The organism is Aeromonas sp. R2-2 (genome assembly GCF_040908355.1).
GTDB lineage: Bacteria > Pseudomonadota > Gammaproteobacteria > Enterobacterales > Aeromonadaceae > Aeromonas > Aeromonas veronii.
In genome coordinates, this window is sequence record NZ_JBFODQ010000037.1 from 1 (window position 1) to 14,028 (window position 14,028).

The 14,028-nt window shown below is 57.7% G+C and carries 13 protein-coding genes and 2 pseudogenes; 12 read left to right on the top strand and 3 right to left on the bottom strand.

The features are described 5' to 3' along the window. A pseudogene (locus AB5Z09_RS07120) lies at positions 1 to 156 on the bottom strand (IS4 family transposase); the annotation flags it as partial. An 88-nt stretch (positions 157 to 244) separates the two neighbouring features. On the opposite strand from AB5Z09_RS07120, the pseudogene AB5Z09_RS07125 reads away from it, so the two are divergent. From AB5Z09_RS07125 to AB5Z09_RS07145, 5 genes and pseudogenes are all read left to right on the top strand, one after another. After that, positions 245 to 1,264 (top strand): annotated as a pseudogene (locus AB5Z09_RS07125) (putative bifunctional diguanylate cyclase/phosphodiesterase); the annotation flags it as partial. 143 nt (positions 1,265 to 1,407) lie between these two features. Continuing rightward, on the top strand, positions 1,408 to 2,973 hold the full coding sequence (locus AB5Z09_RS07130) for an AbgT family transporter (protein WP_005351146.1): 1,566 nt from the start codon (positions 1,408 to 1,410) through the stop codon (positions 2,971 to 2,973). A gap of 71 nt (positions 2,974 to 3,044) precedes the next feature. Beyond that, positions 3,045 to 3,770 carry an oxygen-insensitive NADPH nitroreductase gene (nfsA, locus tag AB5Z09_RS07135; RefSeq protein WP_107685004.1) on the top strand — a complete coding sequence of 242 codons (726 nt, stop codon included), beginning with the start codon at positions 3,045 to 3,047 and terminating at the stop codon, positions 3,768 to 3,770. A gap of 191 nt (positions 3,771 to 3,961) precedes the next feature. Continuing rightward, the gene (locus tag AB5Z09_RS07140) at positions 3,962 to 4,726 is read left to right on the top strand and encodes a hypothetical protein (protein ID WP_005337161.1); all 765 of its coding nucleotides are present in this window, start codon (positions 3,962 to 3,964) and stop codon (positions 4,724 to 4,726) included. Continuing rightward, positions 4,720 to 5,274: a VOC family protein gene (locus AB5Z09_RS07145; RefSeq protein WP_201298738.1), complete on the top strand. Its 555-nt coding sequence runs from the start codon at positions 4,720 to 4,722 to the stop codon at positions 5,272 to 5,274. The genes AB5Z09_RS07140 and AB5Z09_RS07145 overlap by 7 nt, the downstream gene beginning before the upstream one ends. A 145-nt stretch (positions 5,275 to 5,419) precedes the next feature. Here the strand turns inward: AB5Z09_RS07145 and AB5Z09_RS07150 are convergent, their stop codons facing one another. Next, positions 5,420 to 6,643, bottom strand: coding sequence for an MFS transporter (locus AB5Z09_RS07150; RefSeq protein ID WP_368194941.1), 1,224 nt, complete (start codon positions 6,641 to 6,643; stop codon positions 5,420 to 5,422). 95 nt (positions 6,644 to 6,738) lie between these two features. On the opposite strand from AB5Z09_RS07150, the gene AB5Z09_RS07155 reads away from it, so the two are divergent. Further along, on the top strand, positions 6,739 to 7,614 hold the full coding sequence (locus AB5Z09_RS07155) for a LysR family transcriptional regulator (RefSeq protein WP_019444700.1): 876 nt from the start codon (positions 6,739 to 6,741) through the stop codon (positions 7,612 to 7,614). A gap of 63 nt (positions 7,615 to 7,677) precedes the next feature. Then, positions 7,678 to 8,634 (top strand): LysR substrate-binding domain-containing protein, encoded by a 957-nt coding sequence (locus AB5Z09_RS07160; RefSeq protein ID WP_368194942.1) that lies wholly within the window; start codon positions 7,678 to 7,680, stop codon positions 8,632 to 8,634. A gap of 81 nt (positions 8,635 to 8,715) precedes the next feature. Here the strand turns inward: AB5Z09_RS07160 and ribA are convergent, their stop codons facing one another. After that, positions 8,716 to 9,309 (bottom strand): GTP cyclohydrolase II, encoded by a 594-nt coding sequence (ribA, locus tag AB5Z09_RS07165; RefSeq protein ID WP_005351157.1) that lies wholly within the window; start codon positions 9,307 to 9,309, stop codon positions 8,716 to 8,718. A 248-nt stretch (positions 9,310 to 9,557) separates the two neighbouring features. On the opposite strand from ribA, the gene cmk reads away from it, so the two are divergent. The 5 genes from cmk to lapB all read left to right on the top strand — a co-directional run bounded on the left by cmk (position 9,558) and on the right by lapB (position 14,011). Further along, positions 9,558 to 10,250, top strand: a complete 693-nt coding sequence (gene cmk / locus AB5Z09_RS07170) for a (d)CMP kinase (protein WP_111901343.1) — start codon at positions 9,558 to 9,560, stop codon at positions 10,248 to 10,250. A 94-nt stretch (positions 10,251 to 10,344) separates the two neighbouring features. Then, the gene (rpsA, locus tag AB5Z09_RS07175) at positions 10,345 to 12,015 is read left to right on the top strand and encodes a 30S ribosomal protein S1 (RefSeq protein WP_005337148.1); all 1,671 of its coding nucleotides are present in this window, start codon (positions 10,345 to 10,347) and stop codon (positions 12,013 to 12,015) included. Between the two features lie 92 nt (positions 12,016 to 12,107). After that, complete coding sequence (ihfB, locus tag AB5Z09_RS07180; RefSeq protein WP_005299934.1) at positions 12,108 to 12,392, top strand: integration host factor subunit beta; 285 nt, start codon at positions 12,108 to 12,110, stop codon at positions 12,390 to 12,392. Positions 12,393 to 12,550: 158 nt separating this feature from the next. Then, entirely contained in the window at positions 12,551 to 12,835 is a 285-nt protein-coding gene (locus AB5Z09_RS07185; protein ID WP_005337143.1) for a LapA family protein, read from the top strand. A 9-nt stretch (positions 12,836 to 12,844) separates the two neighbouring features. Then, the gene (gene lapB, locus AB5Z09_RS07190) at positions 12,845 to 14,011 is read left to right on the top strand and encodes a lipopolysaccharide assembly protein LapB (RefSeq protein ID WP_236302584.1); all 1,167 of its coding nucleotides are present in this window, start codon (positions 12,845 to 12,847) and stop codon (positions 14,009 to 14,011) included. Positions 14,012 to 14,028 lie beyond the last annotated feature (17 nt).

A 14,028-nucleotide genomic window follows, 5' to 3' on the forward strand; every position in this document is an offset into this window, starting at 1 on the left:
GGCCAAGGAGAGGCCACTACCGATGGCGTGGATGGCCAGTGAACCTGACTCGATAACCCCGAGGGTAGCATTGGCGAGGGAAAGAACACGCTTAGCATGCATGTCCTGTCCAAATATATCGTCGATGTGGTTGAGGATTAGTTCGTGGTTAAACATGGGGATAGTCTGTTGGGTATTAGCTGGTCAAGGATGGCGATCATACCTCAGAAGCCGCGCCACGCCTCGCTCATATGAGGGGATGGTTAAGGTGGCCGATCAGATGCTCTCCCAGATGACCAAGCCGCTGCAACTGAGCGGGCTGCCGGAGGTGACCATCGGCGGCAGTATCGGTATCGCCATCTATCCCGATGATGCGGATGACGGGGACAACCTCATCACCCGTGCCGACATGGCCATGTATCAGGCCAAGCAGATGGGGCGGCTGCGCTGGCAGCGTTTCACCCCCAGCATGCAGCAGACCCTGCAGCGCAAGCTCAATCTCAAACAGTTTCTGGCCAAGGCCATCGGCCGCCAGGAGCTGAGCCTCTGTTACCAGCCGCAGGTCGATGCCGCCAAACGGCGTCTGATCGGTTACGAGGCGCTGCTGCGCTGGTACAACCCGGTGCTCGGCCATGTGTCGCCGGTGGAATTTATCCCGCTGGCCGAAGAGATGGGGCTGATCCGCGAGATCGGCAGCTGGGTGCTCTCCACCGCGCTGGCACAGGTAGCCAGCTGGCAGAAGCGCTTCCATCAGCGGGTGCCGGTCTCCGTCAACCTCTCCGGTTTCCAGCTCTCGTCGGCGCTGCCCGGGCAAGTTCGCCAGCAGCTGGAGCTGCACGGGGTGGATGCCTCCCTCTTGACGCTGGAGCTGACCGAAACCGTGCTGATGCTCGATATGAAGGGGTGCCTCGGCATTCTCGACGATTTGAGCGAACAGGGGATCAAGATTGCCATCGATGATTTCGGTACCGGCTACTCCTCGCTGGCCTATCTCAACCGGTTGCCGATCAACAACATCAAGCTGGATCGCTCCTTCGTGGTCGGCCTCAACTTGCCGGTGATCCGGGCGACTGCAGCCATGGCCACCAATTTGGGATTGGGGATCATGGCGGAAGGAGTGGAGGAGCCCCACGAGCTGGCCGCACTGCAGACCCAGGGGTGCCATGTGTTCCAGGGATATCTGTTCAGCAAGCCGCTGACTGTGGCGCAAATCGAGGCGAGCGGTTTCGTGGTGGAGTGCCAGGTTGGGCGTTATCCACTGCTAGATGCCGTGATGGCAGAGTAACAAGTGTGCGTTAGGCCACAACTTGGGATTTTATTCCGCAATATTCAATCAAAATTAATCATTCTTTTGCGATCGGTCATGAGACGGATTGGCTGGAATTGCTAGCATGCGACCTCGTTTCTAGGGAAAGGAGTATCGCAATAATGAGTCATGCTGCTGTCAATGACCGTCCGGCCAGCCCTCCCAAAGGTTGGCTGAACCGTTTCCTCAATGGCGTCGAGAAAGCCGGGAACAAATTACCCGACCCCGCCATGCTGTTCCTCTACGCCTTGCTGATCGTCTGGGTCGGCTCCTGGGTGTTGTCACAATTCCAGTTTGATCTGGTCAATCCCCGTACCGGGGAGGCGGTAGTGGTCAACAACCTGCTGACCGGTGCCGGTCTGGCCGAGTTTCTCTCCACCATGGTGACCACCTTTACCGGCTTTGCCCCGCTGGGGATCGTGCTGGTGGCCATGCTCGGGGTCGGGGTGGCCGAGCAGTCCGGTTTTATCAATACCGGTCTGAAAAAGTTGCTGAAAGTGACGCCTGCCCGTTTTCTCACTCCCATGCTGATCCTGGTGGCGATCGTCAGCCACACCGCCGCAGATGCGGGTTATGTGCTGGTGATCCCCATCGGTGGCATCATCTTCCACGCTGCCGGACGCCATCCGCTGGCGGGGATCGCAGCTGCCTTTGCCGGTGTCTCCGGCGGTTTTGCCGCCAACTTCCTGCCCTCCGGCGGGGATGCGCTGCTGCAGGGTTTTACCCAGTCCGCCGCTCAGTTGCTCGATCCTGACTACATGGTCAACACCCTGTGCAACATCATCTTTACCGGTGCATCTTCGTTGCTGATCATCTGCGTCGGCTGGTTCATCACCGAAAAGGTGGTGGAGCCGCGCCTCAAGCATGTGGCGCTCAACGAGGATCTGGAGAGTGCCGACGAGATGGGGCGCTACAGCGCGCAAGAGAGCCGGGCCTTCAACTGGGCCGGGTTTGCCATGCTGGCGGCTATCGTGCTGCTGGCGCTGGCGCTCTCCCCGAGCGATTCACCGCTGCGTGCTGCCGATGGCTCCCTGACCACCTTCGCCGCACCGGTGATGAAGTCCATAGTGCCGCTCATTTTCCTGCTCTTTATCCTGCCCGGGATTGTCTACGGCTTTGTCGCAGGCAGCTTCAAGAGTGGCAAGGATGTGATCGACGCTATGTCGGCCACCATGAACAAGATGGGCTCCTACATGGTGATGGCCTTCTTCTGCGCGCTCTTTATCAAGGCGTTTGGCGACTCCAACCTGGGCACCCTGCTGGCCCTCTCCGGTGCCGAAGTGCTTCATGCGCTGGCGCTGCCCGGTGAAGTGACCATCGTCGGGATGATCCTGCTGACCGCCAGCGTCAATCTGGTGGTGGGGTCGGCTTCGGCCAAGTGGGCGCTGATCAGTCCGATCCTGGTACCCATGCTGATGGCGGTGGGGATCTCCCCCGAGCTGACCCAGGCGGCCTATCGGGTCGGGGATTCCGCCTCCAACATCATCACCCCGCTGATGGTCTTCTTCCCGCTGGTGGTGGTCTATTGCCAGCAGTATGTGAAGAGCACCGGGATCGGTACCCTGGTCTCCATGATGCTGCCCTACTCGCTGGCCTTCCTGGTGAGCTGGACGATTTTCCTGCTGCTCTACTGGGCGCTCGGCTTCCCGCTCGGGTTGCAAGCCCCTTACGTCTATCCGGCCCCTTAAGCTGGGTGTGCGAGGGAGCCTTGGGCTCCCTCGTTTTTTTCGCTATGGTGTTACCTCATTTTGGAGGTGCCATGAATCAGACCATCGATCTTATCCTTTCCCATCGCTCCATTCGTCAGTTCACTGCCGAGCCGATCGCCCCGCAGCAGCTGGATGCCATTCTCGCCGCCGCCCAGTCCGCCTCAACCTCGAGCTTTTTGCAGGTGACCAGTATTGTGCGAGTCTGCGAGCTCGAGGCGCGTCAGCAGTTGGCCATGCTGGCGGGCAATCAACCCTATGTGGTGCAGGCGGCCGAGTTTCTGGTGTTCTGCGCCGATTACCACCGCCACACCCAGATCGTGCCCGAGGCCCAGACCGGCTATGCGGAGCAGTTGCTGATCGGAGCCATCGACGGCGCCCTGATGGCGCAAAACGCCTTGCTGGCGGCCCAGTCGCTGGGGCTGGGCGGGGTCTATATCGGCGGCATTCGCAACCATCCGGCCGAGGTGAGCGAACTGCTCGGCTTGCCCCATCAAGTGATCCCGCTGTTTGGCCTCTGCCTTGGTCATCCTGCCCAGCAGCCGGAGCAGAAACCCCGTCTGCCCAGGGGATTGGTGGTGCATCAGGAGCGCTACCAGCACGAGCTGGATCGCGACCTGCTGGCCCGGTACGATCAGCAGATCGCGGACTACTATCAGGCCCGTAGCAGCAACAACAAGCAGCAGACCTGGAGCGGCCAGATCCGCGCCATTCTGGGCAAGGAGTCCCGCCCTTTCATGCTGGGATTCCTGCAATCGCGGGGCTTTAACCTCAAGTAATGGCGCTGATGGGCGATACTATGGGGAGGTGACCGTCATGGTCATCATCCCCTGATCCTGCAATCTCTCCCTGAGACCGGGGGCACAGCTTGGTGACAAATCGTGGGCAAGGGGGGATCTGCAGGCTACCTTAAGTGGGTAAGCTGTTGTAGGATCACGCAATTGGATAGGAACAGGGGTTTGGACATCCTATGATTTTAACTTTGGTATTGCTGTCTATTGGCGCACTCCTGTTTTTGGTTATCGCCTATAACGTGGTGCAGCAATATAAGCAGAAGGCAGAGGCGGACAAGCGTCACGCCGTTGCCAGACACAAGACGGTGGCTGACGAGACCGAAGAAGTGTTGCTGAACGTCAATCTGGTGCCTTTCTCCAAGAACATGGTGTTGCTGTTGCAGCACCGGATCCTCGATGCCTATCGCGCTATCGCCCAGGTGATGCCGAACAATCAGATCAAGCAGCGCATCGTTGATGTGCAGACCCAGATCAAGAATGTACAGGAGAACTACAGCGTGCAGGATGAGGGGCAGTTCAAGACCCCGGAGTCCGATCGTCAGGCGATCCAGATGCTGCAGCTGGTCAAGAAGATGCGGGCCGTGCTGCGGGTCGAGCACAACAAGGGCAAGATTGACCCTCAGGGGTTTGCCCAGGAAGAGCGCCGCCTCGAGCTGATGCAGCTCAAGATCAACATCTCCAATCTGGTCAAGCGGGCGATGGATGCCCGCATTCAGGGCCAATATGGCACTTGCCGCCAGCTCTATACCAAGGGACTCTCTGCCATGGCGAGCGTGGGCGACAAGGATCCCTATCTGCTGGCCCGTGAAGAAGATATGCGTCAGGGGCTCAAGGAGCTTGAAGAGCTGCAGCAGCAAAACAGCGCGCAGGATCTGCAAAACATCAAGGACAAGGAAGCCGACGAGCTCGATGTCCTGTTTCAACCCAAGAAGAAATGGTAAGCATGTCCCACCCACTCGATTCCACACTGGGGCCAATGGCCCCATTTGTTTCTCAGCTGTTGGCCGAGCTGGCCGCCAGTGGCGTCACAATTTCCCTGCCAACGGTCGATCACCTCTGTTATCGGGCGGCTACCCTGCAGGAGTACTGCGCGCTATGTGCTGTGCTGGCTGAGGCAGGTACCTTGCTGGTGGAGGGTATGATTGGCGGACGTCCCATCGCCACCTATCAGTTGCATCAGCCGCTGTTGGCTGATGAGGTACAGGTACCCTGTATCGAGCTGGCAGCACCGAAACCGGGTCGCGTCCATCAGGCGGGGCTGGAACATATCGAGCTGGTGGTCACTTCACTGCAAGATCTGGTAGCGCGCTATCCCGAGCAGCCATTCAAAACTGGCAACATGCAGGATATCCGCAACCCCGATATTGGCCTGATGTTGCCCTCCGGACAGATCAAGTTTCATCTGCGCTCGCTGGCTGAGGTGATTGCCGAAGAGGTGGCGACCGGTGCTGTGGTCGCGGTGCCTGCGGATTATTTCGATCAGGAGTGATCCTGCTCTAAATGCGGTGCGAGCCTGACAGGCTCTTGAATAACGCAGCAAAAGGGGTCACCGGTGTGACCCCTTTTGTTATCTGGCGGTGCTGGGTTGCGAAAGCGCTATCTGCTCGTGGGTGACCCTGTTTGCGCTGAGCCTGTTACCCGTGTCGGTGGGGTTGCTGGGCGGGCAGTGGCGATTGGCTTCGCTGCTTGAGACGGCCGAGCCAGAGGCTCAAGCCTGCCGTCAGGATGAGGACCAGTTCAATTCCCATGACCAGACCGCCCAGCTCGCCTTGCTCCCAGAAGGGGTGCAGGTAAAGTCCCCCCAGACTCGCCCCCAGATAGTAGGCCACCAGATAGAGGGAGGAGGCGAGGGCCCGGTTGTGTTCGACATGATGACCGACCCAGGCACTGGCACAGGCGTGAGCCAGGAAAAAACCGAAGCTGGAAACCAGCAAGCCGCTCAGGATCCCGAGCAGACTGCCCTGCAGTAGCCACAGACTGCCGATAGCCATCAGCGCGATCCCGACCAGCAGCATCCGTTGTGCCCCCCAGCGGTTGGCAAAGCGGCCGCTCAAGGAGGAGGCTACAGTCCCCGAGAGATAGGTGAGAAACAGCATGCCGAGCCATTGGGTGGGCAGGGAGAAGGGGGGCTTGGCCAGCAAGAAGGTGAGGTAGCTGAACTGGTTCAGAAACACCATAAAGTTGAGCCCGCCGATAAGGTAAGCCCCTACCAGCAAGGGATTGGTCAGGTGTTGCTGCAAGGCGCGGGCAAATTGGCCGCGAACGGAGGCGCTCGCCACAAAGCGGGTCTGGTGGGGCAGCAGCCAGAAGACCAGCGGCAGCAGTAACAGGCTGATTACACCGATCCCCAGAAAGGTATGCTGCCAGTCGCCAAACCAGCCCGCCAGCAGGCCGCCGACCACCCGACCGGCAATGCCACCGAGGGAGTTGGCGGCAATATAGACCCCCACCGCCGAGAGGAGCGCCCGTTTGCTGAACTCTTCCCCCATATAGGCAATCGCGGTCGCGGGCAGTCCTGCCAGCAGCGCGCCCTGCAGGATGCGTAGCAGCAGCAGGGTGCCAAACTGCTCAACCAGCGGGATTAACAGTGAGAGCAGGATCGCCAGGGTGAGGGTACCCAGCATGACCTGCCGACGGCCATGGCGATCCGCCAGTCTGGCGCAGATCAGCAGGGAGGCGGCGAGGCCAGCAGTGCATCCTGCCAGGGTCCAGCTGGCCGAGAGGGAGTTGACCGAGAAGACCTCGGCAATCAGGGGTAACAGGGGATGGGTCTGGTAGAGGTTCAGAAACACCAGAAAAGAGCCCAGGCTGAGGGCCAGGGTTGCACGTATCCACTCGCGACTTCCAACTTCAATCATTGCGTATTGTCCTGACTACTTTTGGTCAGGGTAGAGTCCTTGCGGTTATAAATATAATATATTTAAGTTATCCATCTCATAAGATGAATTGATACATGGATCTGAAACAGCTCACCTATCTGCTGGCGGTCAGGGATGCCGGCTCATTTACCAAGGCAGCCAACAGTCTGCATGTGGCACAACCGGCCATCAGCATGGCCATCGCCAAGCTGGAGCAGCAGCTCGAATTGCGGCTGTTTGATCGGCAGGACCGGGCGGTACGGCTCACCCCGGAGGGAGAGGTGCTCTGTCGCCATGCCGAGCGTCTGTTGCTGCAGATGCATCAGGCCGAGGCCGAGATGGCCGAGCTCAAGGGGTTGGAGCGGGGGGAGGTGCGGATCGGGATCCCCTACATGATGGGCTCCTACTATTTCCCCCCTCGTCTGATGGCCTTCAAGCATCGCTATCCCGGCCTCAAGATCCGGGTCGAAGAGGCCGGCACCCGTGAGCTGCTCAGCCGGATGGTGGATGGCTCCCTCGATCTGGCCATTCTCATCACCAGTGATCTCCCCCCCGCCATTGAGGGGGCACATCTGCTGAGCGAAGAGATGTTGATGGTGGTGGGGGACGATCACCCCTTGCGTGGCGCATCGGCCGTCACCCTCTCGCAGTTTTTCGCTCAGGAGCTGGCGCTGTTTCGCCGTGGCTTTTATCACCGGGAGCATATGGAGGCGCTGGCCCAGAGCCTGGGCGTTGAACCCGATATCGCCTTCGAGAGCAATCTTATCCCTCTGCTCAAGGCGGTGGTGCGGCAAGGCTTTGCGGTGACAACCTTCTTGCGGATGGTGCTGGAAGAGGAGCCAGATCTGAGTGGCGTGCCCTTCGACCCGCCCATCTATCTCGATCTCTGCGTGGCGTGGCGGCGTGGCGATCCGCTCTCCATGGCCAACCGAGCCTTGCGCGATTTTCTACTTAAGGATCGCCCGGCCTGATGGCGGCGGGCCATTGCTGAAAGTTTGTTACTATTAACGGTGGGTTCGCTTGAGGGCTACACCATGAAATTGCAGCAATTGCGCTATATCGTCGAGGTGGCCAACCACAGGCTGAATCTGTCGGCCACCGCCGAGAGCCTCTTTACCTCCCAGCCCGGGATCAGCAAACAGGTGCGGATGCTGGAGGATGAGCTGGGGATCCAGATCTTCGAGCGCAGCGGCAAACACTTGACCCAAATCACCCCCATAGGTCGTGATGTGATCAAAGTGGCCGCGGAGGTGCTGGACAAGGTCGCCACCATCAAGGTGATGGCCAGGCAGCATGTGCATCCGGAGCAGGGAACCCTCACCATTGCCGCCACTCATCTGCAAGCCCGTTATATTCTGCCCGCCATCCTCAAGGGTTTCATGGCCCGCTTTCCCAAAGTTGCCGTAACTGTGATGCAAGGGAGTGCTGCGCAGTGCCGCGCAGCCGTGCATGATGGCGCTGCCGATCTGCTGCTGGCGGATGAACCGGAGGAGGGGAGCGATCTGCTCATGCTCCCCTCTTTTCAGTGGCAACGGGGCTTGGTGCTACCCAAGGATCATCCGTTGGCCAAAGCAACATCGCTGACCTCGGCCGAGCTGGTGGAGTTTGCATTGGTGACCGATGGAAGGGCGCTCTCTGCCGCTCATAGCACTGATTGCGCTCATGCCGAGAGCCGGATCGCCTGCTGTGCGAGCGACAGCGATGTGCTCAAGACCTATGTCAGACAAGGGATGGGCATCGGGGTGATGGCAACTTTTGCCTGGGAGCCCCAGCGCGATGGCGATCTGGTGCTCAAAACGGCGCCCTGGCTACCAGGCTGTGTGGCCGCTATCGGGTTGCGCAGAGGGGCATTTTTATGCGTCTATCTCTACGATCTGATTGAACGTCTCGCGCCGCAATTGACCCGCGAGCGGGTCGAACAATACTGTGCTGCCCGCACTGGCGAAGAGCTTGAAGAACTGTTGGCCAATCTGACCGTGCCACTTAGATAGCTTGGGTTGATGTGTGGTCATCCCAAGAAAAACGCCTCCCAATGGGAGGCGTTTGACTATCTGGTATTCGTCAATGCAGGCTCACTTCTTCAACATATGATCAAGCTTGTTAGCCTTGGTCGACAGATAGAACTCGTTGTGGGGATTGCGTCCTTCCTGCAACGGAACCCGTTCGGCCACCGGAATACCGAAGGATTCCATCGCTTTCATCTTGCGCGGGTTGTTGGTCATCAGTTTGAGAGACTTGACCTCAAGCTGCTTGAGCATATCGGCGCAGATGGTGTAGTCGCGCATATCGGCGGCGAAACCAAGGGCTACGTTGGCCTCCACGGTATCGGCCCCCTGATCCTGCAGGTGATAGGCGCGGATCTTGTTGAGCAAGCCGATGCCACGGCCCTCTTGACGCACATACAGCAACACGCCACGACCGGCTTTGGCGATATTCTCCATGGCCGCCTGCAACTGGAAACCGCAGTCACAACGCAGGCTGAACAGGGCGTCGCCGGTCAGGCACTCTGAGTGGATCCGGCCCAGCACGGGCTCGTCACCGGTAATGTCGCCCATCACCAGTGCGGCGTGGTCTTTGCCTGTGCCGGTTTCCTGAAAACCTACCAGCGTGAAGGTGCCCCAAGGGGTTGGCAATTTGGATTTGGCCACGAGGGTAACGCTGCTCATAGGTTGCTCCTTACTACTAACGGCTCAAAAAAGGGGGCCAGTTTAGCGCGCCTTGTCAGGAACGACCATAAGAACAAGTCCCTGCATTGCTTAATGAAATCTCCAAATGAGATACAAGCACAGCCGTCCGTCGGGGTTTTGGCCCTTTGTGCGGATTGATGACTGCCAGGCTCACCACATTCGGGTATAATCGGCGCCCATTAACCCACCCCTTCGGGATGGGAGCAACACAGTGCAGGAGAGAAGTTATGCCTCAGATGGCCCCCGTAATGACAATTGATGGCCCCAGTGGTGCAGGTAAAGGCACCTTGTGTCAGCTGCTTGCTGAGAAGCTGGGTTGGCACTTGCTGGACTCGGGCGCCATCTATCGGGTGTTGTCCCTGGCCGCCCTGCATCACGATGTAGAGCTGGACAGTGAAGCCTCACTGGTGCCGCTGGCTGCCAATCTGGATGTGCAATTTCAGGTAGAAGGCGATTTGGTCAAGGTGATCTTGGAAGGGGAAGATGTCTCCCGCACCATCCGCACCGAAGAAGTGGGTAATGCTGCCAGTAAAATCGCCGCCTTCCCCCGGGTGCGCGAAGCCTTGCTGCGCCGTCAGCGGGCATTTCGTCAGGCCCCGGGTCTGATTGCCGATGGTCGTGACATGGGCACAGTTGTTTTCCCCGAGGCCGAGGTGAAGATTTTCCTCGACGCCAGTGCCGAAGAACGGGCCCAGCGTCGCTATAAGCAGTTGCAAGATAAGGGCTTTGATGTTAACTTTGAGCGTCTTTTAACCGAGATTCGGGAACGCGACGATCGCGACAGAAATCGCGCTACTGCACCCCTGAAACCGGCAGAAGATGCTCTGGTGGTAGATTCTACCTCCATGACCATAGATGAAGTGCTGGCAACAGTACTCGCCTATGCAGAGCAACAACTTGGTGATGCCAGCGCAAGCTGACATCCGGTCGTCTGCACCAAGGATGGCGCAGATTATTTAAAACAGCCCCGCTTGTGCCGGATTGCAAGTGGATGTTTCATTTGTGACATAAACAATGATCGAATCTTTTGCTCAACTCTTTGAAGAGTCCCTGAACGCCGTTGAAACCCGTCAAGGTTCCATCGTCAAGGGTACTGTCGTTGCTATCGAGAACGGTTTCGTACTGGTTGACGCCGGTCTGAAATCCGAGTCCGCTATCCCGGCTGAAGAATTCAAGAACGCCATGGGCGAGCTGGAAATCAACGTCGGCGACACCGTTGACGTGGCTCTGGACTCTATCGAAGATGGTTTCGGCGAAACCAAGCTGTCCCGCGAAAAAGCCAAGCGCCACGAAGCCTGGCTGCAGCTTGAGAAGGCTTACGAAGAGCAAGCTACCGTTATCGGTATCATCAACGGCAAGGTCAAGGGTGGTTTCACCGTTGAACTGAACGGCATCCGTGCCTTCCTGCCGGGTTCTCTGGTTGACGTGCGTCCGATCCGTGACACCGCTCACCTGGAAAACAAAGAACTCGAGTTCAAAGTCATCAAGCTGGACCAGAAGCGCAACAACGTTGTTGTTTCCCGTCGTGCCGTGATCGAGACCGAGAACACCTCCGAGCGCGAAAGCCTGCTGGCTAACCTGCAAGAAGGTCAAGAAGTTAAGGGTATCGTCAAGAACCTGACCGACTACGGTGCATTCGTAGATCTGGGCGGTGTTGACGGCCTGCTGCACATCACCGACATGGCGTGGAAGCGCGTTAAGCATCCTTCCGAAATCGTCAACGTTGGCGACGAGATCGCTGTCAAGGTTCTGAAGTTTGACCGCGAGCGTACCCGTGTATCCCTGGGTCTGAAGCAGCTGGGCGAAGATCCCTGGGTTGCTATCGCCAAGCGTTACCCGGAGACCACCCGTCTGTCTGGCCGCGTGACCAACCTGACCGACTACGGCTGCTTCGTTGAAATCGAAGAAGGCGTTGAAGGCCTGGTACACGTATCCGAGATGGATTGGACCAACAAGAACATCCACCCGTCCAAAGTTGTTAACGTTGGCGACGTGGTTGACGTGATGGTTCTGGACATCGACGAAGAGCGTCGTCGTATCTCCCTGGGTCTGAAGCAGTGCAAATCCAACCCGTGGCAGCTGTTTGCCGAAACTCACGCCAAAGGCGACCGTGTTTCCGGCAAGATCAAGTCCATCACTGACTTCGGTATCTTCATCGGTCTGGATGGTGGCATCGACGGCCTGGTTCACCTGTCTGACATCTCCTGGAACAACCAGGGCGAAGAAGCCGTGCGTGAATTCAAGAAAGGCGACGAGATCGAAGCCGTTGTTCTGCAAGTGGATCCGGAGCGTGAGCGCATCTCCCTGGGTGTCAAGCAGATCGAAGAAGACCCGTTCAACAAGTACCTGGCTGACAACAAGAAAGGTGCTATCGTGAAGGGTAAGGTTACCGAGGTTGATGCCAAAGGTGCCGTTATCGAACTGGCTGATGGCGTAGAAGGCTACCTGCGTGCCTCCGACGCTGCTCGTGACCGTGTAGAAGACGCCACTCTGGTGCTGTCTGTTGGTGACGAAGTTGAAGCTAAATTCATGGGCGTTGATCGTAAGAACCGCACCGTAAGCCTGTCTGTCCGTGCTAAGGACGAGGCTGATGAGCGTGTTGCTATCGATAACCTGAACCAGCAAGAAGAAGTTGTGTTCAGCAATGCTATGATGGAAGCGTTCAAAGCCGCCAAGGGTGAGTAATCCTTGATGCAAGAAAAGGGCGGCATTGCGCCGCCCTTTTTTATCCTGGCAAAATGAATATTGCATGTGATCGGGGAAGGAGATTTAACGTTATGACCAAATCAGATCTCATCGAACAACTGGCAGCCAGCCGCATGCATATGCCGGCCAAGGATGTCGAAGCCGCCATCAAGGAGATCCTTGAGCAGATGGCGTCGACCTTGCAAAACGGCGACCGGATTGAAATCCGCGGATTTGGCAGTTTTTCACTGCACTATCGTGCGCCCCGTGTGGGCCGCAACCCCAAGACTGGGGACAAGGTTGAACTGACCGGGAAATATGTCCCGCACTTCAAACCTGGCAAAGAGTTGCGCGAGCGCGTCAACATCATTGAATGATGCAGAAATAGGCATACCTCGGGTATGCCTTTTTTCTTTTTGGCACCGATTCCTGTGCCAATCGTCTTGTTTCTTAAACTCTTTTCCCATTCACTCTAGAGTCTGCCTGCGATTTTAAGGATAATCAGCCTCTCATTAGATACTGACAGGGAGCTCTTATGAAGCGTATTTTGGCCCTCATTCCGCTGGTGCTGGTGTTTGTTCTGACCCTGGCGCTGGGCTCACAAAATGGCCAGCTGGTTCAGTTCAATTATCTGATCGCTCAGGGCGAGTTTTCGCTTGCCATGCTGTTGGGCTTCTTCTTCGCTGGCGGTTTTTTGCTGGGCTGGCTGGTATTCGGCCTGCTGTTCCTGCGCCTGAAAATGCAAAACCGCACCCTCAACCGCACCATGCGTCGTCAATCCCGCGAGTTGGAGCTGGCCCGGTCACCGGGTAAGGAATAATGTTCCTCAATGCTTGAACTGCTTTTCCTGCTGTTACCCATCGCCGCCGGTTATGGCTGGTACATGGGTCGCAGGAGTGTTCGCCAGGACACCCAGAAACAGAGTAACCAGTTTTCCCGCCAGTATGTGGCGGGCCTCAACTATTTGCTGTCAGATGAATCCGACAAGGCGGTGGATCTCTTTATCCAGCTGCTTGAGGTGGACAGTGAAACCATCGAAACACACCTCTCCCTCGGCAACCTGTTTCGCCAGCGTGGAGAGGTTGATCGTGCCATCAAGATCCACCAGAACCTGGTGACCCGCCAACTGACCCGGGAGCAGCGTCAACTTGCCCTGCAGGAACTGGCGCGCGACTTTCTGGCTGCCGGTCTGCTCGATCGGGCGGAAGCCCTCTGGAACGAGCTGTGTGACGACAGCGACTATGAAGAGACGGCGCTGGCACAGCTGTTGATCATTCATCAACAACTGCGGGATTGGGACAAGGCCATCGATGTGGCGGTTCGTCTGCAAAAATACCAGGGCAAGAAGCTGGCCGACCCCATCTCCCATTTCTATTGCGAGCAAGCCGAGATCGCGCTGCGTGAGGGCAATAAAGGGGAGGGGCTGGCCAAGCTCAAACGGGCGCTCAGTATCAATCCGGCATGTGCCCGGGCCAGTTTGCGCCTCGCTGAGTTCGCCATGGCAGATGGAGAGTATGAGCAGGCCAGCAAGGAGCTGCTGCGGGTGTTCGAGCAAGATATCGACTTTGCCTCCGAGGCAATGCCCAAATTGCTCGAGTGCTATCAGCAATTGGGTCGCACGCCCGCCTTGATCCCGCTGCTTGAGAAGGCGGTGGAAGATCATGCCGGCGTCAGCGTGACCCTGGCTCTTGCCAAGCTGGTTGAAGAGCGTGATGGCCTGAGCCAGGCCCGTTCGCTGGTGTTGCGTCAGCTGCGTCGTCATCCGTCGATGAAAGGTTTTTACCAGCTGGTGGGTTTTCAGCTGGCCAGTGCGGAAGAGGGGCCTGCCAAGGAGAGCCTCGAACTGCTGCAACAGCTGGTCGGCGAGCAGATCAAAATCAAGTCAACCCACAAGTGTCGGCAGTGCGGCTTTGCCACTCATTCGCTGTTCTGGCAGTGCCCGTCTTGTCGCCAGTGGGGTTCCATCAAGCCGATCCGCGGTCTGGACGGTGAATAACAAGCAATAGGATGTGA